The 22117-nt window shown below is 65.3% G+C and carries 18 protein-coding genes and 1 CRISPR repeat array; of the genes, 4 read left to right on the top strand and 14 right to left on the bottom strand.

The genetic code is table 11. The annotated features are described in order from the left end of the window. Window positions 1-42 precede the first annotated feature (42 nt). Together EBL84_RS13285 and EBL84_RS13280 are read right to left on the bottom strand one after the other, a co-directional pair. Window positions 43-675: an epoxyqueuosine reductase QueH gene (locus EBL84_RS13285; protein WP_123141258.1), complete on the bottom strand. Its 633-nt coding sequence runs from the start codon at window positions 673-675 to the stop codon at window positions 43-45. A 4-nt stretch (window positions 676-679) separates the two neighbouring features. Continuing rightward, window positions 680-1096 (bottom strand): helix-turn-helix domain-containing protein, encoded by a 417-nt coding sequence (locus tag EBL84_RS13280; protein ID WP_123141257.1) that lies wholly within the window; start codon window positions 1094-1096, stop codon window positions 680-682. A gap of 88 nt (window positions 1097-1184) precedes the next feature. Between EBL84_RS13280 and EBL84_RS13275 the strand changes: the two genes are divergently transcribed. Next, window positions 1185-3482, top strand: coding sequence for a cation-translocating P-type ATPase (locus tag EBL84_RS13275; RefSeq protein ID WP_123141256.1), 2298 nt, complete (start codon window positions 1185-1187; stop codon window positions 3480-3482). An 805-nt stretch (window positions 3483-4287) separates the two neighbouring features. On the opposite strand, the gene EBL84_RS17110 is transcribed toward EBL84_RS13275, so the two are convergent. The 3 genes from EBL84_RS17110 to cobF form a co-directional block, all read right to left on the bottom strand. After that, window positions 4288-4428: a hypothetical protein gene (locus tag EBL84_RS17110; RefSeq protein ID WP_160330969.1), complete on the bottom strand. Its 141-nt coding sequence runs from the start codon at window positions 4426-4428 to the stop codon at window positions 4288-4290. Window positions 4429-4680: 252 nt separating this feature from the next. Beyond that, on the bottom strand, window positions 4681-5118 hold the full coding sequence (locus EBL84_RS13270; RefSeq protein ID WP_123141255.1) for a DsrE family protein: 438 nt from the start codon (window positions 5116-5118) through the stop codon (window positions 4681-4683). A 63-nt stretch (window positions 5119-5181) separates the two neighbouring features. Continuing rightward, window positions 5182-5964 (bottom strand): precorrin-6A synthase (deacetylating), encoded by a 783-nt coding sequence (cobF, locus tag EBL84_RS13265; RefSeq protein ID WP_123141254.1) that lies wholly within the window; start codon window positions 5962-5964, stop codon window positions 5182-5184. A gap of 530 nt (window positions 5965-6494) precedes the next feature. Between cobF and bchE the strand changes: the two genes are divergently transcribed. The 3 genes from bchE (at window position 6495) to EBL84_RS13250 (ending at window position 10169) form a co-directional block, all read left to right on the top strand. Continuing rightward, window positions 6495-8135, top strand: coding sequence for a magnesium-protoporphyrin IX monomethyl ester anaerobic oxidative cyclase (bchE, locus tag EBL84_RS13260; RefSeq protein ID WP_123141253.1), 1641 nt, complete (start codon window positions 6495-6497; stop codon window positions 8133-8135). Between the two features lie 127 nt (window positions 8136-8262). After that, window positions 8263-9831 carry a cobyric acid synthase gene (locus tag EBL84_RS13255; RefSeq protein WP_123141252.1) on the top strand — a complete coding sequence of 523 codons (1569 nt, stop codon included), beginning with the start codon at window positions 8263-8265 and terminating at the stop codon, window positions 9829-9831. A 14-nt stretch (window positions 9832-9845) separates the two neighbouring features. Beyond that, the gene (locus tag EBL84_RS13250; protein WP_123141251.1) at window positions 9846-10169 is read left to right on the top strand and encodes a cysteine-rich small domain-containing protein; all 324 of its coding nucleotides are present in this window, start codon (window positions 9846-9848) and stop codon (window positions 10167-10169) included. Here EBL84_RS13250 and EBL84_RS13245 read toward each other — a convergent pair. The 9 genes from EBL84_RS13245 to EBL84_RS13205 form a co-directional block, all read right to left on the bottom strand. Further along, the gene (locus EBL84_RS13245; protein ID WP_190287969.1) at window positions 10166-11434 is read right to left on the bottom strand and encodes an HD-GYP domain-containing protein; all 1269 of its coding nucleotides are present in this window, start codon (window positions 11432-11434) and stop codon (window positions 10166-10168) included. The genes EBL84_RS13250 and EBL84_RS13245 overlap by 4 nt on opposite strands. A 252-nt stretch (window positions 11435-11686) precedes the next feature. Continuing rightward, window positions 11687-13060: direct repeats of the CRISPR family, unit length 28 nt; unit sequence CTCATAACCCCTTATAGGGATTCGTAAC. Window positions 13061-13185: 125 nt separating this feature from the next. Next, window positions 13186-13488 (bottom strand): CRISPR-associated endonuclease Cas2, encoded by a 303-nt coding sequence (cas2, locus tag EBL84_RS13240; RefSeq protein ID WP_123141249.1) that lies wholly within the window; start codon window positions 13486-13488, stop codon window positions 13186-13188. A gap of 2 nt (window positions 13489-13490) precedes the next feature. Next, entirely contained in the window at window positions 13491-14459 is a 969-nt protein-coding gene (gene cas1, locus EBL84_RS13235; RefSeq protein WP_123141248.1) for a CRISPR-associated endonuclease Cas1, read from the bottom strand. Next, complete coding sequence (locus EBL84_RS13230; protein ID WP_223807016.1) at window positions 14459-14950, bottom strand: Dna2/Cas4 domain-containing protein; 492 nt, start codon at window positions 14948-14950, stop codon at window positions 14459-14461. The genes cas1 and EBL84_RS13230 overlap by 1 nt, the downstream gene beginning before the upstream one ends. Before the next feature lie 13 nt (window positions 14951-14963). Continuing rightward, the gene (locus EBL84_RS13225; RefSeq protein WP_123141246.1) at window positions 14964-16919 is read right to left on the bottom strand and encodes a DEAD/DEAH box helicase; all 1956 of its coding nucleotides are present in this window, start codon (window positions 16917-16919) and stop codon (window positions 14964-14966) included. Continuing rightward, window positions 16910-17539 carry a hypothetical protein gene (locus EBL84_RS13220; protein ID WP_123141245.1) on the bottom strand — a complete coding sequence of 210 codons (630 nt, stop codon included), beginning with the start codon at window positions 17537-17539 and terminating at the stop codon, window positions 16910-16912. Before EBL84_RS13220 ends, EBL84_RS13225 begins: the two co-directional genes overlap by 10 nt. Next, window positions 17536-18519 carry a type I-D CRISPR-associated protein Csc2 gene (locus tag EBL84_RS13215; protein WP_123141244.1) on the bottom strand — a complete coding sequence of 328 codons (984 nt, stop codon included), beginning with the start codon at window positions 18517-18519 and terminating at the stop codon, window positions 17536-17538. The genes EBL84_RS13220 and EBL84_RS13215 overlap by 4 nt, the downstream gene beginning before the upstream one ends. A 15-nt stretch (window positions 18520-18534) precedes the next feature. Continuing rightward, window positions 18535-21360 (bottom strand): hypothetical protein, encoded by a 2826-nt coding sequence (locus tag EBL84_RS13210; protein ID WP_123141243.1) that lies wholly within the window; start codon window positions 21358-21360, stop codon window positions 18535-18537. Further along, entirely contained in the window at window positions 21357-22091 is a 735-nt protein-coding gene (locus EBL84_RS13205) for a CRISPR-associated endoribonuclease Cas6 (protein ID WP_123141242.1), read from the bottom strand. Before EBL84_RS13205 ends, EBL84_RS13210 begins: the two co-directional genes overlap by 4 nt. Between the last annotated feature and the right edge of the window lie 26 nt (window positions 22092-22117).

The following is a 22117-nucleotide window of genomic DNA, read 5'->3' as shown; positions in this document are numbered from 1 at the left end:
ACCGGGGTTGACGCGGCGCCGTCGGTGATCGCTGTCGTGCGCTCAGGTGTCAGCGTCGGCCCTGGTCGCCGTCCGCGGCTGTCCGCGCTCGCGCGCCCGTGCGTCGCGCAGGCTGTAGAGACAGCCGCAATAGGTCTGCTGATAGAAATCGAGTTCGCGCACCAGCTGGTTGCGCCGCTCGGTGAGCCCCTGCTTGCGCCAGTTGCGCGCCCAGTAGTGGACGCCGGGGTTGGCGGCGGTGGCCGCCGCGCCGGCGGCGTCGATCTGGGCCAGATCCTTCCAGCGCGAGGTCGACAGGGTGGTGGCGAAGAGGGTCAGTCCCTGGGCCGCGGCCTCGGCGGCGGTGGCGTGCAGTCGCTGGTCGAAGCAGCGTGCGCAGCGCGCGCCGCGCTCGGGTTCCTGTTCGAGCCCGCGCATCCGCGCGACCCAGTCGGCGGGGTCGTAGTCGGCGTCGATGAAGCGCAGCCCCAAGCGCTCGGCATGGGTGATGGTCTCGGCCTTGCGCAGCCGGTACTCGCGCTCGGGGTGGATGTTGGGGTTGAAGTAATAGAGCACCGGGGTGATGCCGTTGTCGAGCAGACACTCGACGATCGCCGTCGAGCAGGGCGCGCAGCAGGTGTGGAGCAGCAGCCGGTCGGTTGCGACCGGTGGGGTCAGTGGGACGCGTGGCGGCATGGGGTCAGTGTTCCTGGTGACGGCAGTGGCTGTGATCGGCGAGCACCTCGAGCACCCGGCAGTGGTCGTCGCAGGCGCGGTCGCAGTCCGCGAGCATCTGGCTGATCTCGTCGCGCAGCGCGGTGAGACGCGCGATGCGCTGGTCGATCTGGTCGAGATGGGCGCGGGCGATGGCGTCGGCGCGATGACAGGGCGGCTCGCCGTCGCCCTCGAGCGCGAGCAGCGCGCGGATCGCGGGGATGTCGAAGCCGAGTTCGCGGGCGTGACGGATGAAGCGCAGCCGTTGCACCGCCTCTTGCGGGTAGCGACGGCGGTTGCTCGCGGTGCGCGCCGGGGCGGGCAGCAGCCCGATCTCCTCGTAGTAACGGATGGTCGGGACCTTGACCTCGGTCGCGCGGGAGAGCTCACCGATTCCAAGCATGATTCTGATTCTCACTTGATGCTCTAGTCACTAGAGATTGTAGCCTCATCGATGACGACAGGATTGTATCGATGAGGTGAATCTGAAGATGTCTAGCCAAGCTGTCGGGGCGCCGCTGACGGTGCCCGTGGAGACCCGGTTGCGGGTCGATGGGATGGATTGCGGGGCCTGCGCGAGCCGGGTGGAGACGGCGCTCGGTCGGTTGCCCGAGGTGCGCGCGGTGACGGTCTCGCTCGCCACCGCCGAGGTGCGGGTCGAGCATCTGCCCGGGATCGACCGCGCACAGCTCGCCGAGACCCTGTCGCGCCTCGGCTTCACGCCACGCGAGACCGCATCGACCGGGGCCACGGCCTGCGGCTGCGGCGCGGCGGCCTGCGCCGCCCCGGAGGCGCCGCCGACGGGCGCCGATCGACCGACGCCCTGGTGGCGCAGTCGTCAGGGGCTGCTCACCCTCGGCACCGGGGCGCTGATGCTCACCGCCTATGGCGCGGCGAGCCTGTTCCCGGCCTTCGAGCGCCCGATCTTCCTCGCCGCGGTGCTGCTCGGCCTGGTCCCGGTGGCGCGGCGCGCCTGGGCGGCGGCTCGGCTCGGCTCGCCGCTGTCGATCGAGACGCTGATGAGTCTGGCGGCGCTCGCCGCGGTGGCCGTCGGCGCCGAGGCCGAGGCGGCGGCGGTGCTGTTCCTGTTCCAGGTCGGTGAGTCGCTCGAGGGGCTGGCGGCGCGGCGCTCGCGCGCCGGGATCGGCGCCCTGATCGAGCTGTTGCCGCGCAACGCGCGCCGGTTGCGCGCCGACGGTACGCTGGAGACGGTCGCCGCCGAGCGGTTGCGGGTCGATGATCGCATCGAGGTCCACCCGGGCGAGCGCATCCCCGCCGACGGCGAGGTGCTGGAGGGTGTCGGCGGCGTCGACGAGTCGCCGCTCAGCGGCGAGAGCCTGCCCCAGCTCAGGCGTCCGGGCGATGCGGTGTTCGCCGGCAGCGTCAACCTGGAGAGCCGGTTGCGGTTGCGCGTCACCGCCGATGCCGCCGACAACACCATCGCGCGGATCACCCGGTTGGTGCGCGAGGCGCAGGCGCGCAAGGCGCCGAGCGCGCGTTTCATCGAGCGTTTCGCCCGCGTCTACACCCCGCTGGTGGTGCTCTTCGCCACCCTGGTGGCGGTGGTGCCGCCGCTGTTCCTGGGCGCGCTCTGGTCGGAGTGGGTGTATCGCGGCGCGGCGATCCTGTTGATCGGTTGCCCCTGCGCCTTGGTGATCTCGACCCCGGCTGCGATCGCCGCCGGGCTGGCCGCCGGGGCGCGTCAGGGGTTGCTGATGAAGGGCGGGGCGGTGCTCGAGGGGCTGGCGCGGATCACCCGGGTGGCCTTCGACAAGACCGGCACCCTGACCCTGGGCCAGCCGCGGGTGACCGAGGTGGTCGTCCTGGAGGGTGAGCGCGCGCGCCTGCTCGAGTGTGCCGCCGCGCTCAGTCAGGGCTCGTCGCACCCGTTGTCGCGGGCGATCCTCGCCCACACCGAGGCAGCGGGACTCGCCGCCGTCGCGCCCGAGCACGTGCGCGCGCTCCCCGGTCGCGGGGTGGGTGGCGAGATCGAGGGGCGTGAGTGCTTCCTCGGCTCGCTGACGGCGGCGCGCGAGCTGATCGGCGGCGATGCTTCCGGGCTGGTCGTCGCCGCCGAGTCGCAGCAGGCGCTGGGGCGCAGCCTCTCGGTGGTGGTCGAGGACGGGCGTGCGCTCGGGCTGATCGCGATGCACGATGCGCCGCGTGAGGATGCCGCCGCCGGCATCGCGGCGCTCGACCGGCTGGGGATCGGCGCCCTGGTGCTCAGTGGCGATCAGCGCCCGGCGGTCGCGGCCCTGGCCGGGCCGCTGGGCATCGAGGCCCACGCCGGGTTGTTGCCCGAGGACAAGCAACGGCTGGTGAGTGAGCTGCAGAAGTCCGGCGAGCGGGTCGCCAAGGTCGGCGACGGCATCAACGACGCCCCGGCGCTGGCGGCCGCCGAGATCGGCATCGCCATGGGCGGCGGCACCGAGGTGGCGCTGGAAACGGCCGATGCCGCCAGCCTGCACGCTCGGGTCGGTGATGTTGCGGCGATGGTGCGGCTGTCGCGCCGCACCCTGCGGGTGATCCGCCAGAACGTCGCCCTCGCCATCGGGCTCAAGCTCGGGCTGATGGTCACCACCCTGCTCGGCGTGACCGGGCTGTGGCCGGCGGTGCTCGCCGATACCGGCGCCACCGTGCTGGTGACCGCCAACTCGCTGCGACTGCTGCGGGCGCGGGTCGTCGAGCCGACGGCGGCAGGGGCCTCGGGCCGTCAGGAGGCCAGTGGTGCGAAGCCGGACGAATGCTGCCGGGACGGCGACCAGTCGCCAGCGGCCAGCCTCCAGTAGGAGAGAGCGCCTTTCCGTAAGCCGGGCAAAGCGCAGCGTGCCCGGCGAAGGGGTTGAGGTCTCTGGTGTGGGCCTGGACTGCCGGGGCAGCTAGCCGTCAGCGGCCAGCGGCCAGCCTCCAGCCTCCAGTCGGAGCGGGTCTCCCTGTCACCGGTCGGTGATCGCGAGCGGTCGAGGTGCGTTAGCTGTCATCGCAGTCGAATCCCCAACCCCCTTTGGACAAAGGCAGCGTGTCGGGCGCAGAGCAGGCGAGGCGTGCGGCTGGCCGCTGACGGCTGAAGGCTGGAATCCCTCCCGCCTTCGCGCCCTTCGCGGCTTTGCGGTTCGAATCAGCTTCCAGCGATCAGCATTCAGCCTCCAGTCGGGGAGGCTGGTGTGCATGGTCGGCAGTTGACGGGAAAGACGGTATCTTTGCGGTTCGAATCAGCTTCCAGCGCTCAGCCTCCAGCCTCCAGCCTCCAGTCGAGGCAGCTGGTGTGCATGGTCGGCAGTTGACGGGAAAGACGGCATCTTGCGGTTCAAATCAGCTTCCAGCGCTCAGCCTCCAGCCTCCAGTCGAGGCAGCTGGTGTGCGGTCGGCCGTTGACGGGAAAGACGGTATCTTGCGGTTCAATCCCTTGGCGGCTGAAGGCTGGAATCTCTCCTGCCTTCGCGCCCTTCGCGGCTTTGCGGTTCAATCTCTTGGCGGCTGGCGGCTGGCGGCTGGCGGCTGGCGGCTGGCGGCTGGCGGCTGGCGGCTGGACGAAAAACGGCCAACCGCGTCGCGGTTGGCCGTTGTGGTTGAGGTGGTGGTGAGGGGCGCGGGTCAGCGGATGCGCGTGCGGGTGCGTCTGACCGGGACGGTCTGGCGGGCACGGCGCCGGGCATGCTGGAGCTGCCAGGCCATGGCGCCCAGGGCGCCGGTGAAGAGCGCCAGCTGGAGTGTCGTCAGGAGTGCCTCGCTCATTGGGCTGTCCTCGCGTGGTCGTGGGTCATGTTGCCGGGCGACCAGCGCGCCCGACCCTCGTTGTCGAGAATCGGGCTTTTCGCGGCCCGGTTCAAGGGGGCAAAAACCCTTAGCCGTCCGGGGTGAGACCCGGGTCGCGTCCTCAGGCTACACGCCGGTGCCGCGCGCGCAGTGTCTCGGCGAGGCGCGGGCGAGCGCGCAGCGGGCGGGATCGTGGCGGCCCGCGGCGGCGTGGTGCCGCTGCCGGTCAGGTCAGTAGCTGATCACCACGGTGTCCTCGGCGCTCATCGCCGCGAGGCTGCGTGCGCAGTCGACCTTGACGGTACCGGGGAGCATGTCGGCCATCTCCAGTCCGGCCTTGCGCAGACACATGCCGCAGAGCATCACCTCGGCCCCGGCGTCGATCAGCGCGACGAGCTGGCCGCGCAGGTCGTCGGGGGCGCCGCCGGCACGGTCGGTGGCGAAGCCCTGCTGGGCGAGATAGACGCCGCGCACGTTGAGGAAGACGGTGACGGCGTAGCCGGCCTCGAGCGCCCGGGTGGCGTGGCCGAGCGCCATGCCGGCGCGCCAGGCCTCGTCGCTGGTGAGGTTGTAGAAGACGTGACGATCGGGGGCGGCGAGGGCGCTGGCGGGGATGCTGAGCAGCAGTGCGATGAGCAGCGCGCCGAGGCGCGTGGTGCGAGCGGACATGGTTCGACCTCCTGTCGTGGTTGGGATCCTGCAGCGGCGCGTCCGTACGGGCGCGCCGGCCCTTCAGTCCTCGTCCTGCTGCTCGTCGCGCCGTCGGCGCAGCAGGTAGATGTCCATCTGCCAGCCCTTCTCGGCCTTGAGTTCGGCGCGGGCGCGCAGCGCCTCGTCGACCACCTCGTCGAGCGGTCCGGCGACCAGGCGCTCGTCAGCGGTGCCGACCAGCCCGCCCCAGTAGAGATCCATGTCCTGGCCGGTGAAGCGCTGGTAGGAGGCGTTGTAGTCGAGCATCACCACGGCGTTGTCGAGCGTGGCCGGGTCGCAGTGCTCGGCATGGCGTCCGGTGGTGATGGTGATCGCCTCGCCGACGCGGTTGAGCGGGATCTTGTGCCGGGCGGTGAGCACCTGGACCGAGGTGATCCCGGGGATGACCTCGAAGCGCAGCTGCTCTGGCTGCTCGGCGACCAGCTCGGTGATGTTGGTGATGGTCTGGTCGTAGAGCGCGGGGTCGCCCCACAGCAGGAAGGCGCCGGACTGGCCGTCGGCCAACTCGCGCTCGATCAGCTCGGCGAAGATCTCGCGCTTGCGCTGGTGCCAGCGGCGCACGCCTTCCTTGTAGTCGCCGTTCTCGATGGTGCGCTGAGGGCTCTCGGCGATGACCACCCGGTAGCTGCCGGGCTCGCAGTGCGCTTCGAGGATCTGGTGGCGCAGTGCGAGCAGATCCTCCTTGCCGCGCCCGGCCTTGTCGAGCATGAAGAAGACATCGGTCTTCCGCATGGTCTCGATCGCCTGCAGGGTGAGATATTTCGGGTCCCCCGGACCCATGCCGATGAGATAGAGCGTCTTCATGTGTATAACCAGCGACCAACCTGGCCTCGCGGCCGGAGTGACGGACTGTCTGGCCCCATGATCTGGTGTGGTGCCAGCCAACCGCGTCGGCGGTGGCCGATGGTAGCAGTATCCTCGCCGGACCGTCAGCCGTATCGGTCGTGGCGCATTCTGGGATCCGTTGGTAAGATGCCTGCCCGACGTAGAACCGGCTTTTTGCAGACATGATGCGGGCGAGAATTTTTCCCACAAGGGTTTTGTGGTTGCCAGCGCCGAAGGGGCTGACGCATGCTCGCGGATCGTGGTCGATGCTTGCCCTTGCGTCATCTACTACTACACCGACTGTTTCGAATTTGGCCAAGCGCTCGCCCGTCACAGGACTCCCGTCATGATCGTTCGTCATCGCACGCCGTCGAGCGAGCCGTTCGCCCCGGCCCCGTCGCGCTGCGCCGGTCGACGGTGTCTGTGCCAACTGTCGCAGTCTGGCGGGGCTTCACTACACTCAGCAGAGCCCAGCTGAGTCCGACGATCGAGATAACCCGGAGCTGACAATGCGAATCCTTTTTGTCCACCCCAACTATAGCGCCGGTGCCGCCGATATCGCCGGCAACTGGTCGCCGGCGTGGGTTGCCTATGTGGCTGGCTATCTGAAGTCCGGTGGCTACGAGGACTACCACTTCATCGACGCCATGGTGGACAAGCTCGACGACGATCAGCTGCGTGCCGCCATCCGGGAGATCGAGCCCGATATCATCGCCACCACCGCGATGACGCCGATGATCTACGCCGCGCAGCGCCTGCTGCAGGTTGCCAAGGAAGAGCGCCCGCAGGCCCTCACCGTGCTCGGCGGCATCCACGCCACCTTCATGTTCCAGCAGGTACTCGAAGAGGCGCCCTGGATCGACGCCATCGTGCGCGGCGAGGGCGAGGCGGTCACCCTCAACCTGGTGCGCAGCATCGATCAGACCGGCTGGCCGGGTGATCGCGACAAGGTCAAGGGTATCGCCTTCCTCGGCGACGACGGCGAGGTGGTCGCCACCCCGGCCGAGCCCTCGATCAAGGACGTCGACTCGATCTGGCCGGACTGGGGCATCCTCGACTGGCAGAAGTACATCTACATCCCGCTCGGGGTGCCGGTGGCCACGCCCAACATGGCGCGCGGCTGTCCCTTCACCTGCAGCTTCTGCTCGCAGTGGAAGTTCTGGCGCGACTACCGCGTGCGCGATCCCAAGCGCGTGGTCGACGAGATCGAGGAGCTGGTCAAGGTCCACGGCGTCGGCTTCTTCATCCTTGCCGACGAAGAACCGCAGATCAACAAGAACAAGTTCGTCGCCTTCTGTCAGGAGCTGATCGACCGCGATCTCGGTATCCACTGGGGCATCAACACCCGTGTGACCGACGTCATGCGCGACGAGGAGCTGCTGCCCTTCTACCGCAAGGCCGGTCTGGTGCACGTCTCGCTCGGCACCGAGGCGGCCGCGCAGCTCAACCTCGATCGTTTCGTCAAGGAGACCACGGTCGCGCAGAACAAGCGCGCGATCCAGCTGCTCCAGGAGAACGGCATCGTCACCGAGGCGCAGTTCATCGTCGGTCTCGAGAACGAGACCCGCGAGACCCTGGAAGAGACCTATCAGATGGTCATGGACTGGGGCGCGGACATGGCCAACTGGTCGATGTACACCCCCTGGCCGTTCGCCGACATGTTCACCGAGATGAGCGATCGGGTGGAGGTCTTCGACTACTCGAAGTACAACTTCGTCTCGCCGATCATGAAGCCCGACAACATCGATCGCGCCGAGCTGCTCGACGGGGTCATGGCCAACTACCGACGCTTCTACATGAAGCGGATGTTCTTCCAGTACCCCTGGGTGCGCGACCCCTTCCGTCGCAAGTACCTGATCGGCTGCATCAAGGCCTTCCTCAAGAGCGCCATGGAGCGTCGCTTCTACCAGCTCGGCAAGCAGAACTACTGGGGGCCGATGTTCAAGAAGCTGATCAAGTTCGACTACGACAAGAGCCGCGCCAAGATCGTCGAGCCGGATCACAACGCCTGGAAGAAGGCGCCGCCGGCCAAGCGTCCGGCGGTCTCGGCCACCGGTGCCGCGCCCCAGGCCTGCGCCGGGCCCAAGGCCTGTGGCGGTGGCGATCAGCAGATGACCGAGGAGCAGGTCAAGCAGTACGAGAACGCTTGATCCGCGACTTGGTCGACGCGGGCGGGTGGACGGTCGCGGCCGTTCCGTCCGCTCGCGCCGCATAGGCAATCAGCGGCCCGCTTCGTCGCACGACGAACGCGGGCCGTGTCGTTCAGAGATTCATCGCATGACCGATTCCGCACCGACGATCAAGATCGACCTCCCGCCGCTGCGCGACAGCGGCCCGCGCCGTGCCCGCACGCTGATGATCCAGGGCACCGCCTCGGACGTCGGCAAGAGCATGCTGGTCGCCGGCCTGTGCCGCGCCTATGCCCGCCGCGGCCTGGTGGTGCGCCCGTTCAAGGCGCAGAACATGAGCAACAACGCGGCGGTCACCATCGACACCGACGCCGCCCCCGGCCCCGACGGCGAGCAGCCGCGCGGCGAGATCGGTCGCGCCCAGGCACTGCAGGCGCGCGCCTGTGGAGTGGCGCCCTCGATCCACATGAACCCGGTGCTGCTCAAGCCGCAGAGCAACGTCGGCTCCCAGGTGGTGCTGCGCGGACGCGCGCTTGGCAACTGTCCGGCGCGGGTCTATCACGAGATGCGCCAGGGGCTGATGCCGGCGGTGCTCGACAGCTTCGAGCGGCTCTGCGCCGAGGCCGATCTGGTGCTGGTCGAGGGCGCCGGCAGCGGCGCCGAGGTCTATCTGCGCGACTGCGACATCACCAACATGCACTTCGCCGAGCGCGCCGAGGTGCCGGTGGTGGTGCTCGGCGATCTCGACAAGGGCGGCACCATGGCCTCGCTGGTCGGCACCTGGCTGCTGCTCGATGAGGCCGACCGCGAGCGGGTGGTGGGCTACATCGTCAACAAGTTCCGTGGCGACTTCTCGCTGTTCGAGCCTGCCTGCGAGACCATCACCGAGATCACCGGCTGGCCCTTCCGGGGCGTGCTGCGCTGGTTCGAGGGGGCGGGGCGGTTGCCCGCCGAGGACTCGCTGGCGCTCGAACGCCCGGCCGAGACCAGCGGCGGCGTGCTCAACGTCGCCATCCCGCGGCTGTCGCGGGTGGCCAACTTCGACGACATGGACCCGCTGGCCGCCGAGCCGAGCGTCAACCTGCGCTGGATCCAGCCGGGCGAGGCGATCCCCGCCGAGACCGACGTGGTGATCCTGCCCGGCTCCAAGGCCACCCGCGCCGATCTCGACTGTCTGCGCCGCGAGGGCTGGGACGTCGACATCATCGCCCATGTGCGCCGTGGCGGCCGGGTGGTGGGGCTGTGCGCCGGCTACCAGATGCTCGGGCGCGTGGTGCGCGACCCCCAGGGCATCGAGGGCGAGCCGGGCGAGACCCCCGGGCTCGGGCTGCTCGACATCGAGACCGAGATCGGCGGCGACAAGCGACTGATCGAGATCGATGGCCGCGACCAGCGCAGCGGCTGTCGCCTCACCGGCTACGAGATGCACATGGGGCGCACCGCCGGGGCCGGGCTCGAACGCCCCTGGCTGATGCTCGACGACGGCCAGGGCGGGGTGCGCGCCGAGGGCGCGATCAGCGCCGACGGACGGGTGATGGGCGGTTATGTCCACGGCATCTTCGGTGGTGACGCGTTCCGCGCCCACTGGCTCGACCAGGTCGGCGCCCAGGCGGCGCGGATCGACTTCGAGGCACGCATCGAGGCCGCGCTCGATGCCTTGGCCGACCACTGCGAGGCCAATCTCGATCTCGACGCCCTGCTGACACTGGCGCGCTGAAGCGGAGGGGCGTCGTGACCGAACCCAAGGAGCTGACCAACAACCCGTCCTTCAAGGGCTTCACCAATCACGACTGCCCCTTCTACCCCTGTCATCCCGGGGTCCGGCGAACGTTCAACTGTCTGTTCTGCTATTGCCCGTTGATCGCCTACGACTGTCCCGGTCCTTACCGGATCTACACCGACCGTCACGGCAACAGGCGCAAGGACTGCACCGACTGCCGCCTGCCGCACGAGGGCTATCACTCCGCCTGGTCGTTCATCCAGAAGTGGCTCGACGACCCCCGACCCTGGTGCGGCGAGCCGCAGCAGCGCTATCGTCGACGCGACCCCTCCTAGCCGTTGGCGAGCGCGGAGGCCGATGGCTGCTGCTCCTGCAGCGCCTGCCGCACCGCCGTGAGCAGCTCCCCAGAGCGCCTGATCCAGTCTTCGAGCCGGCTCGATCGTTCGCCGGCGCGACGCAGTGTCTCCAGCCGCAATCGTCGCAGCCTGAACAGCGCCTCGCGCAGCAACTGCTCCTGTTCGAGCCGTATCTGCTGATCGTCGCCGAGTAGTTCGGGGTCCGATCCCATGGCGCCGGGAGCGAGGCCCGCGCGCACCAGCATCAGCCTGATCTCCGCCAGTCCGGGGCTGAGCAGTCGATCGCCGGCATCCGGTGGCTCGACGACCTCCCAGAGCGTATCGAGCGCGCTGAGCAGTCGTTCGGTCTCGAGGCGCGGCGACGGCGCCGGCAGCCACTCCACGCGTTCGCGCATCCCCTCGATCAGCTGCCCGATCAGGGCGCGATCGAAGCCCGCATCCTGGGTCTTGGCGATGGTGAGCATCTCGTGCGCTCCCAGCCGCTGACTGGTGGAGACGATGAACTCGGTGAAGGCGAGCAGGATGCCGAGTCGGCTGAGGTCCTTGCTGCGTCGGCCATGAGGGTAGCCGCTGCCGTCGAGGCGTTCGTGATGTTCGAGTACCGCGCGCGCGATTCGTCCGCGGGTCTGTGGCTCGCCCTCGAGGATCAGCGCGCCGATCCGTGGGTGGGCATAGAACTGACTCCAGTGCTCGGGATGCAGGGGCTGCGAGGGAGCCAGCGAGGCGGCCTCGAGATGGAGGATGCCGATGTCGTGACAGAGTGCGGCCAACGCCAGACGCTCCTGGTCGCGAGGCTCCAGGGCGCGTGCGCTGGCCAACGCATCGGCCGCGAGCAGGGTGGCGACCCCATGCTCGAACAGCGCCGGGTTGAGATGACGGGCAACGGCGAGCTTGTTGCCGAGCACGCCGGGTGGATCGATCCGCGCGGCGGTGCGGCGCGGGTCGTGGTGCGGTCCGCCGAGACAGGCGATCAGTGCCGCCAGGGTCGGGTCCCGATCGAGCAGGCGCGCGATGGTCTCGAGCAAGGTGGTGCGATCGACCCGCTCGGCGAGGCGAGTGGTGCGGTCGATCGGTTCGAGCAGCTTGTGGAGCAGCAATCGCTCCAGCACCGAGCGATCGATCCGCGCGCCACGGGCCAGCAACTTGCTGCCATTGGCCGCGCGGATATCGGCGCTGGCGGCGATCGGCTGTGTGTCACCGAGGGTGGTGAGACGACGGATATAGACCGACTCGTCGAGCGTCATCGCGAGCCGTCCGGCAGACGGTGAGCGGCGTGGGGCACTGATTGAACATCCATGTTGCAGCATTGCGTGCGGCCCCGATCCGGGCCGTGTCAACACGCGAGCGGACACCGCCTGGGACGGTGCTCCATACCCCATCCTAACACCAGATGTTGATCTGGTGCGTCTCCAGCGCCACGCCGCTGGGTGAGGTCTGTCGGCTCTCATAGGGGGTGTCGTCCATGCCAGACATCCCCAAGATCTGTTTAGAGGCTGCTCGTTATCCCTTGAGGGGATTCGTAACGCATCTATCACGCAATGGAAAAGACTCGCGACCTATCTCATAATCCTTTTTCGGGATTCGTAATTCTCAAGCAACTGATGAAGATGGCAGGCGTGCTAGAATCATAATTCCTTATAGGATTTCGTAACCATCACCGCAGTCGGGACCGACACAGTTACCGTCTCCCTAATAGCCCCTTATAGATATTCGTAACCGGATTTCCTCGGCAGTCAATCTGACCCGCCTGAAACTCATAATCCCTTATAGGGATTCGTAACGCTCGTCGCCGAGCTGCCCGAGAATCTGGCAGACATCTCATAACCCCTTATAGGGATTCGTAACTCTGCGCTGGCTGGTCAAGCGCGCGAACTTCAACAACTCATAACCCCTTATAGGGATTCGTAACGCGCCCCGGAACAGCGCAAGGCTAGCGTGCTTTATGCTCATAACCCCTTATAGGGATTCGTAACCTCGCTCAGGCCGATCGAGCCGGCGTCGAGCGCATCCTCATAACCCCTTATAGGGATTCGTAACCAACATGTACCAGCGCAGCGCCGACGTGATGCTCGGCTCATAACCCCTTATAGGGATTCGTAACGTGGCGCCGGTAGGTGCGCAGGGTGATGCCCATGTTCTCATAACCCCTTATAGGGATTCGTAACGGCGCCGACGCGAGCCATCGAGGTAATAGGTCGACACTCATAACCCCTTATAGGGATTCGTAACCTTCGGTCTTGCCGTTTGGGGGCGAATCCTGAACGTCCTCATAACCCCTTATAGGGATTCGTAACGCGAGACGGCGCGCAGGTGGGCGACGGCGGGATGGACTCATAACCCCTTATAGGGATTCGTAACTACCACGATCACGCCACCGACCCCGCTGACGGCCCCCTCATAACCCCTTATAGGGATTCGTAACTGTCTACGAGTATGACGACAGGGGCGGCGAGGAGTTCTCATAACCCCTTATAGGGATTCGTAACGGTGCGCCGGGAGCAGGGCGGGTTGGCGGCGATCGTCTCATAACCCCTTATAGGGATTCGTAACTCCTGGGGACGCCTGTTACCAGACGGTCTGCTGATCCTCATAACCCCTTATAGGGATTCGTAACGATGGCGTTGCCAATCGCGTTGCGCTGGGCCGGCGTCTCATAACCCCTTATAGGGATTCGTAACGCCCCATAGTCGCGCGCGAGCGCCGACTTATCCGCACTCATAACCCCTTATAGGGATTCGTAACGGGTGACGATGATCTCACGCGCACCGCTAGCGATCACTCATAACCCCTTATAGGGATTCGTAACCTCCCTCTTCGTCGATCATCGCCTCAACGTCCGAGTCTCATAACCCCTTATAGGGATTCGTAACCCTCGATTTTGATGTGTTTCCTGTAGTGTTGAATGATGTTTGTGTTGACTTTCTTTGTGTAGAGGCTGATGGCCGTGCGTCGGAGTCTGTAGTTGGAAACTTCACAGGCGATAGAAGTCTGGGGGCTACAAGACGCCGTAATCGGTCTTGTGTCTGGTGTCCGCTTTACGACTGACTGCTCCTTTGCCGGATTTTGCCTTGATCAAGTGGGTGACCTCTACATTCTTGCGGTTTTCTGCTGTGATTTCGGTGATTCTGTCCTCTGGGAGCATGGCTGCGCTCAGCTCTTGGCGCAAGCGCACGGCTTCCGCTTCGGTCATGTCTCCAGAGAAAACAGAATATTGTTCGTGGTTGAGATAGCGCTTCAGGATTTTTCTGAAAATTCTGGTCCGTTTCGCTTCGACGTCATACGTGACGAGCATGAACATGATTAAGCCCGCCGCTTGAATGATTCGTACTCGGAAACCTCGAGAACCTGTCGTTCGAGTCCAAGTGCTTCACGATATATCCACTGCCTGAAGCTGTGCCCGGAGTATTGCTCTTCAAGGCGTTGTGTGAACAGTTCGCTGACATGGCGACGCCCAGTCTCCGTCAGCAGGCAGACTCCCTGGTTGATGGAGAACCAGTTGTCGCCGAGCATCTTGCGGCGTGCCATGCGGAAGATGAGCATATCGGCAAGCACTGGCTTGAAGGGCTCGGAAAGGTCCAGGCTCAGTGACGCGCGTCCGTGGCCCGGGGCGTGCAGTACGCTGAAGGTCTCCTCGAGATGGGTCTTGCTTGTCTCGTGCCTGGTGACGGTATAAGTGAGCTGATTGAGAAAGGAGATCAGGCAGTTGACCGGATTGTTCGGCGGCCGCCTTACCCGCGGCGTGAAATCCAGCGCCGGATCGATGTGTCGCCAGCCGCTGTAGTACAGCTCGTGCAGGTTACCCTCGATTCCCATCAAGGTGGGACTGCTGTCGGCCGTGCCGATCTTGTCCATCAGACGTTGCATCTTGGTGATGATGTCACCCAGCGCTTTAATTCCTCGGTAGTGGTAGTAGCGCAGATTGGCGAGCATGTTGTGAGCCGCGCCGCGAACGACCTCCCGAGCGACGGCAATACGTTTTCGCTCGTCCAGTAACAGCTCTGCCTGCTTGAGCTTGACCATGCCCGCTGGGTTGCGGTCGAGTGGTTCGAAGCTGCCCTTGCAGTAACCGTAGTAGTCGAATACCGATAGACGCACACCGTGCTTGCCGCACAGCGTCAACAGGCGGCTGTTCAGGCGGCTCTCGCCGAGTAGGACCAGATGCCCGACGGCTTCGATCGGCAGCGAGCGCTTGCGCCCGTCGATCATGATCGACAAGGTGTTTTCGTGCTGCCTGAGTGTGGCATCACGCGTGACGAAGAGCGTTTCCATCAGTCATACCCGCAGAAAGGTGCCAATGAACAACTGGCGCACAGGCCGATTTTCGATGCCTCGGGAACCTGCTCCGACTGGGTGAGCCGTTCGAGGGCGAGGCTGTCGTGCCAGAGCCCATCGAGCAGGGCTGAGTCGAGCGCGACTTCACGCCAGCGTCGGTTTGTCAGCACCTGTACCCGTGCCGTCCAGGCGCGCCCCGTGGCGATGGAGAGCATGACTGCGTAGTAGCCGACCTGGCGGTCGACGGCGATTTGGGCTCCACCGGTTCCCTTGTTCTCGAACACGATGGCCTGCTCCCAGTCCAGCCGATCCGGGGCCAGACCGAACAGGCCGATCGTCGAGCGGTCGCGTTTGTAACGGGTTTCCTGATGTGCCAGCCCGGTTGCGACGCGATTGTTCCACTGGGCGAAGTTGATCCGGTGCAGGTACATCCAGGCTCGCCGCCGACACAGGTTGATGTGCTGGAAGTGCAGTCCGTGCAGGTTCAATCGGTCGACACGCTCAGAGAACGCCGCTGACTGCGTCCAGTGAAATCTCGGGGTCATGTCCGGGTACCAGTCCGGTTAGGCGAACAAGCTTTTTCACGGCCTCCAGTGCCTGGGGGTGATCCTCCCAGTCGAATTCATAAGGGTCGATGTCTTCCAGCTCGTCACACCAGCGATTGACCAGGCGCTCATCGCAGGGCAACCTCAGGGTTCGCGTGGTGTGAGGGAAGTGGCAGATCCAGTCGCGTTTGGCGTGACGATCCTTGTCCTCGCGCCAGTAGTCGTCGAGGCCGCCCTGGATGTGGATTTCGTCGCCCGTCTCGATGCCGCGCTCGAATACCTCCGTTTCCCGTTGCAGCCAGACTTTGGGATAGTCGTATGCCTCGCCGGTGTCGCTGACCACTCGGATCTTCGGCTCGATCGTGCGTAGATCGAATGCCTGGGCATGGAACAGCTTCAGCCAGTGGTCGACCTGCTCGGTCAGACCCGGTTCGTCGGCCAGTTGACGTACCCTCTGCTCCAGCCGGTAGAACGCGCCGGCGCCCTTGGGTTGGTGGGCGAGCAGGTGGCCTCGGCGGGGCTGACGGTTGCTTGCGTGCTCCAGCAGCACTGACCAATAAAGCGCGGTACACCACTTCGCCTGACTGGATAGCTGGCCGAAGGTGCTGGCGGTATTGTGAGGCGAGAACTCGGCCTGCACGGATCGGCTGAGTACTTGGGTCAGTGCCGCGATCGTGCTTCGCTCACCGGGCTGCTCCCGGACCCAGTCCACGACGGCTCGCAGCCAGGGTTTTCGCTGCTCTTCGATCCGCACAATGACGCGACCGTTCGCGCCGCGCCTGGCTGCGCGGCCGTAGCGTTGCAGGAAGCTCATTGCCTCGAAGCCCGGTTCCATGAGCATGAAATCGGCATTGCGGAAGGTCACGCCCATCTCGACGCTGGCGGTTGCCAGGATCAGGTCATAGGCGAGCGGGTCGCGTTGACGACCGATCGCGAACCCTCCTTGATGTCGGCCCTTGGCGGTGCTGTCACGCACACTGTTGATCACCAGCACCCGGGCGGGGTCGATTCCGGCCTCGGGCAGCTTGCGTGACAGCCCCGGGAGGTCCTTCTCCAGGTCGACCAGGCGGTTGTAGACGATGACGACCTGACGGCCCGCTGCCAGTTCCTCGACCACCTCGTTCAGGTGGTCGAGGATCAGGTCGTAAAGGCTTGGGGAATCGACCAGCGAGAGGCGCACGTCGCCGTGGAGCGGGCGGCCGTCCGGGACGATCCGCTCACCCAGCAGGGCGATCGCCTCTTCGGGGATGCCGATATCCACCAGGGTTGGTTTCAGGTCGAGTGGTGTCGCTGAGAGGAAGCTGATTCGCGACACCCCGAACCCTACCCGGTTGTCGAGTTGAACCGTGGCAAGGCGGGCGAACAGGGCCGCCAGACCGAATCCACGCGCCTCGATCGAGTGGAATTCGTCGAAGACGATGTGATCGAACTGCTCCAGCATGTCGAACACGCCTTCGCCCGCCTGTCCAGCCTCCACCCGGCGGCGGATCAGCAGGCCGCTGACGACCTCGGGGGTAGCGACGATCATGCCGCCATCGAAGCTGCCCAGGTCCGTCATCTGGAGCAGCCGAACCCCGTTGATGCTGGCCACGCCCTGGCTTCTCAAGATCGCCGTCTGGTCGCTGCTCCAGATCGCCACGCTTTGTGCGGCCTTCTGTCGGCTCCAACCGGCATCCTGCAGGTCGTTGATCAGCCCGTTGGCCAAGTTCTGCGCCAGTCGTCGCGTCGGTACGATGAAGAGGATACGGTGTCCACGATCGCGCAGCGCACGCTGGAAGGCGTAGCTCTTTCCGGCCCCCGTGGGGGCCTCGGCGATGCGTATCCGTGCCGGGTGCTCGATCAGGTCGCGCTGCAGCGGTGAGAGTCCATCCTCTCCCGCCGCGACGCAGTGCCTGGCGATGATCACGTCCATCGGGCGACCTCCTCTCCGGCCTGGGTGAGCGGCATCCATTCCGTGAGCTGCAAGCCGTAGAGCAGGAAGCGCTCGACCGCCAGCTCACGCCCGAATAGTGCCGCTGTCGCGGCGTTGAGCCGGACCTGCTCGATGCTGTCGTCGCGGGTGAGTTTCAGCATGCCGTTGCGATGCAGACCGATTCTGATGACGAGCGCTGTCTGGCCTGTCTCCTCGAAGGGATCAATGCCGAAGAGCGCGCCGCGGAAGACGGCCCCCGGGGGCACCTCTTGGGTCGTCCAGAATTGCTTCAGGTTGCCCTTATAGGTGACATCGCGAAGCTTTTTCTGATAACCGCCTTCCTCCTCCAGGTTGAGTCGGCGCGCCAGCGGCGGCAGCAAGCGTGGATCGTCGGCTATCAGCAGCGACGCCCGCCAGGGCATGACGCCCAGGTCACGACGGTAGTCCTTCTCCGGGAGCGCGCCGCTCGCGCGCATCCAACCCAGTGTGCCGGCCAGGCCGAACGCCAGCGCGTTGTCGCTGATGAGCTCGGGTAGGGTGGCCGTGCCACCCTGAACTGCCAGCGAGTGATAGGCGAACGGTGTCAGGGTCTCGGCACGCAGTCCGATGGCCGGGCTCATTTTCCGAACCAGCCGTCGAAGAGCTGCGCGATCTCGGTGGCGGCCTCCTTGTATTCGGCCTCGAGTCGGCCGCCAGGCTGGTTGAAGTCGTCGACGAGCTGCTCGACCCATCCCTGGACCTCCTGTCCTGGGATGACGGTTTGGTGCAGGGGGGCGAGTAGGTTGTGCAGTCGTGCGGTGGCGGTCTCGACGTCGGTCGTCTCGGCCGGATCGAAGTGCTTGATCAGTTCGTAGGGCGAGGTCTCGGCCTTCTCGAATTTATCGGCGTAGATCCCGACGCAATGGGTGCGGATGTTGATGCCGGTCACCGAGGTCTGACCGCCGTAGCTCCCGGCCATGCCGACCGACAGCAGCAGGTGCTTGAGTCCGATGGCGGGGAGCATCTTCCCGCGCGTCGAAAGCACCTGAACCATCAGCGATCCGGGGCGGATGAAGTGGCGGCTGAAGAGGTTGTCGGTGTTCTTGTTGTCCTCTGCGTCCCAGAGGGTGCCATCCTCCATCCCACGGTTGTGGAAGCTTTCGTCGACACACAGATATTTGGGCCGCAGGCTGAGCCCGTCGGAGTAGTTCACCGCGGCCCGTACCGGCAGGACCTTGTTGTCGGAGTTTGCCGAGTCGCCGAACACCAGGGTGTTCAGGTCGAAGGACTCGGAGGGCTTGGCCTTCTTGGGGATCACGGTACGGTTCTGTGGATAGCGCCCACCCGCGCCCATCGCGCGGAGGATCTGTAGTGCGCGCCCCCGTTCCGGGTATTTGAACTTGTTCGGCACCGCGCGGACGTAGGTCTCGTCGTTGAACTCGATATCGGTGATCTCTTGCTCGGCATTGCGGAAGACCACCGGCGCGATCGCCTCGCGGATCAGCACCAGGGAGATGCTCCCGAGGTTCTTGCGCTTCGGGTGCAGATAGGCGCTGTTGTCACCTTGGGTTTTCTCGAGCAGTCCGTTCAGGGGGGCGAGATAGTCGTTCAAGCGTTCCATGGGGTGGCTCCTTGCTTATGAATTGGCTGCGGCGGGTGCGTCAGTGGCCTCGGACTTGGGGCGTGGCGCGGTCAGAAACGACATGCGGTAGATACTGCCGAGGATGCGGCGGCTGCTCTGGGCAGGGGGGCGCCCCTGCATGACCCCGAACCAGACGTCGTCGACGAAGAGTTGCGCGAAGGACAGAAAGGCATCCGCCAGCGTTTCCTCGGGGCGATTCTTGGCGCTGGCGATCTTGTTCTTGCGCGCCAGGTTGGTTTCGAGTTCTCCGGCGACTGCCATGGCGAGTGATTCCGGGTCGCGTTGCCCCAGACGCCAAGCACCGATCGCCGTTTTCAGGCAGAGGTTGAAGGTCAGCATCTCCTCGTTCGTGGAGGCACTGCCGTGCGGGCGTTGCTGGATGCGGGCCGCCGCGTGTCCCAACTTGACCAATGGGGCTTCGGTGTCGCTCATGCTGTTCTCCTCGATACATTGCTCAAATTCGCGCTTGAAGCGCAGGGTGCGATCCGGCTTCCCGCTCCTGGCCGCCTCGTGCAGAGACGACCAGGTCAGGCAGATTGCGCCCAACCGTGTCGCGGGTCGCGTGTAACGGTCGAAGACCTCGAATCCCAACCCATTGGTGTCCAGAATGAGCTGGGCCGTCTCCAGGCGTTCGATGGCTGCTGGAACCTGCTCGATGCGCAGTCGACGACCGCCGATCAGGTCGGCCAGTCGGCGTGGCATGGCGTCATAGGCGAAGAAGGCCTTTTCGTTCGTTGGCAGTCCGCGAAACAGGTGCAGGGGGCGGCCGATCCGCAGCGCGCTGCGCAGCAAGAGGCGCAGCAGTGCGGTCTGCTCCTCTGTCTTCACTGGAACGCGTTCGAAGCGGGCGACACGGAAGCGCTGGCGATAGGCGCCCAGCCCCGAGTAGACCTTGCCCTTTGCCACTTGCTCGCGCGCCAGATCGAAGACCGACAGCGACTGGAAGTCACGCTCGTTGTCGAGCACGAGTCCGGCGAACAGGCCGGTCGTCGAGGACATGGACAGCAGGGTGGGAATGCCGTCCGGCCTGCCACCGGCATTGGCATGGACGACGCTGCGCAGTCGATGCTCGGCATAGGAGACTGGAGCAATGTGCGTTTCGCCGGTGGCCGAGTCGATGTTCTCGAGCCGCCCGTCTCGTCCCGAGAAGGCGGACTTCTTCACCTCGTACAGCTTGTCGGAGTCTTTGAACGTCGCATCCTTGCGCACCGGCATGTCGGTGATAAGGCAGCGTTTACCCTGGTTCGATGGGGCTGCCATGCGCTTGTTGTCGAGTCGCTCGGCAAAATGCGACACCACTGCATCGAGGCGGTCTTCTCCTTGAGCCAAGATGCTGTCACGCAGGCCGGGCTGATCGTCCGTGCCTTCCAGCCAGTGGTGCAGCAACCCACCAGTCCCCCAAATATCGGCGTACAGGTCCGGGTTGGTGGTGGCGCGCTGTGTCGCCCAGAGGCTGGTGAAGGTGCGCCGTGATGCGGCGTCCTCGATCGCGCTCAACCAGGCGGGTCGCTCCTCTCCGATGACATCGAGCACGGCCTGCTCGCGTGCGTCATAGCTCGGCAGTTGTTTCACCGCCTTGTAGTTGAGGAGCAGGGCGAGGTGTGCGGCCGATCTCAGGGCGTGTTGTGCATTGCCCGACAAGGCTTCTGGGTTGGGGTAGGGGGTGATGGTCTGTCCCTGACCCTTCGGCCAGTTGGGTTCCAGACCGATGCAGCCAAGGAGTCCGTCGAGTTCTCGGGTGATGACCTCGTTGGCGAGGGTCGACTTGACCCGGAAGAGTGCGGCGAGGTCGCGCCCTTTCAGTTTCGACGAGAGAAAGTTCGTCAGTTGCTCATGGTCCGGCTGTGAGTCCAGGATTTCAGGCAGACCGCGATTCGAGACATTGATGCGGAGTCCGAAAAGCTTGCGTCCGAGAAACCGTCGCACCTTGCGGATTGCGGTGTCGCGGATCTCATTTGCTTGCGCGGCGGGAACCAGCATGACCAGCCGCCCGTCCTGATGCCCCTCGATGAGTGGCGGAACGGGTTTACAGCAGGCGGACAGGGCACGCTGCAGTTCATCGACGAGAAAGGGGTGGTGCGGATCGAACAGGTCGATCAGTGTCCAGTGACGCAGCAGGTCGCTGTCGAGTGCGCCGTCCTTGCGCAGACGCTCCAGCACCGCATCGATGCCTTCCTTGAGCCAGAGTCCGTCGAGCTTGTCGGCCAGCGCGACATAGCGCATCAAGCTCGAGAAACGCCGGGGCGGATACTCCGCCGGCGGGCTGCGATGCGCCTGGGTGGTTTCTGCATGCTCGATGAGAAATCGCACCTGGTCCGCTGTCAGGGCATCGCCGGTGAACTGGTCGAGCCCGTATCGCGCCCAACGCTCGGCGATTGCCTCCAGTGACAACAGCGTGCCACGTGGAAGACAGAGATCCTTGTCGACGTCATGCATGAAGGCGAGGGCCGCCAGGATACGCAGCTCTACACGCAGTCCATCCAGGTCGATGTCCGGGGTACGCTCCAGGATGTCGAGTGCGGCGAAGATCAGGGCGCCACGCGTCACCGAGAGCAGGTGATCGAGCAGGGTGATGTTGGCGCTTTCGGCATAGCGCGCATTCTTGACGGGGTCGGGGTCATATCCTCCCTTGCCGCTGATGGACATGAGGTGCACGACCCGCGTGTCGATGATCTTTCCCGCGCTCAGATCCCTCTGTTTCTTCTGATCGAGCACGTGACCCTTGCGGTCTTTCAAGACGAAAGGCTCGACGACTTCGGTCATCAACGCCTGATAGACGTCTGCGGCCACTTGGCTGGCCAGGGTGAGTGAATCGCTCATCGTCCCACCCCGTCCTCGGCCAGACCGATGCAGCCGAATCCGTTGCGGGTCTTCTCGCCGAGGCCCGCATACCAGGCCAGGAGCAGGTCCTCGCGGCTGCCGGCGAGCACCAGAGGTGCGCTCATCCCGATGACGAAGGCCGAGTGTCCATTACGCATGCGTTTGGTGCTCACCAGCACCGAGTGCCGAGGGTTGGCGCGTAGGTAGAGGCTGTCGGGATGAACCTCCAAGGCGACCTCACGGCCGGCGATACGGCTCAGGCGTGTGTTGACCGCCGCAGAGAGGTCGAAGGCGTCGAGGCGTGTATGCCAACGCTTGCCGGGTGCCGAGCGGTCCCGGATCGCGATGGGGGAGAGGGTGAGAACACCTAGCGTGGCTTGCTCGGACAGCATCGGTGGTGATTCGTGCACGACGGTTGCCGAGGTGAAGTCGAGCAACTCGCCCGTTGTGGTGCGCGCATGGCGCAGTGCGCCGGTCTCGAATGCAGCCAGGATCGCGGCCAGCTCCGCGCTCGGGGTAGAGACGACCAGGGTGTGAGCCCGCCCTTGGTGCTGGTTGTGGAAGCCGAGCGGGGCAAAGGTCCACGGTTGGGCCGATGCGCCGATGACCTGATCCGGCCGGGCGCCGCTCTCGATCCAGGCGTTGATTAGGGTGTCGTGGATGAGGTCTTGATGACGGTAGTCCGCCTGCTCTCCAGGTCGAAGCTGTAAGCGAACCCTGTGCATGTCCATGGCGATATCCCTTGATGGAAGCTACA

The sequence above is a fragment of the Marichromatium sp. AB31 genome (assembly GCF_003718685.1).
Taxonomy (GTDB): Bacteria; Pseudomonadota; Gammaproteobacteria; order Chromatiales; family Chromatiaceae; genus Marichromatium; species Marichromatium gracile.
Note: the sequence above shows the minus strand (reverse complement) of the source record. Positions and strands in the feature narration are given on the sequence as shown.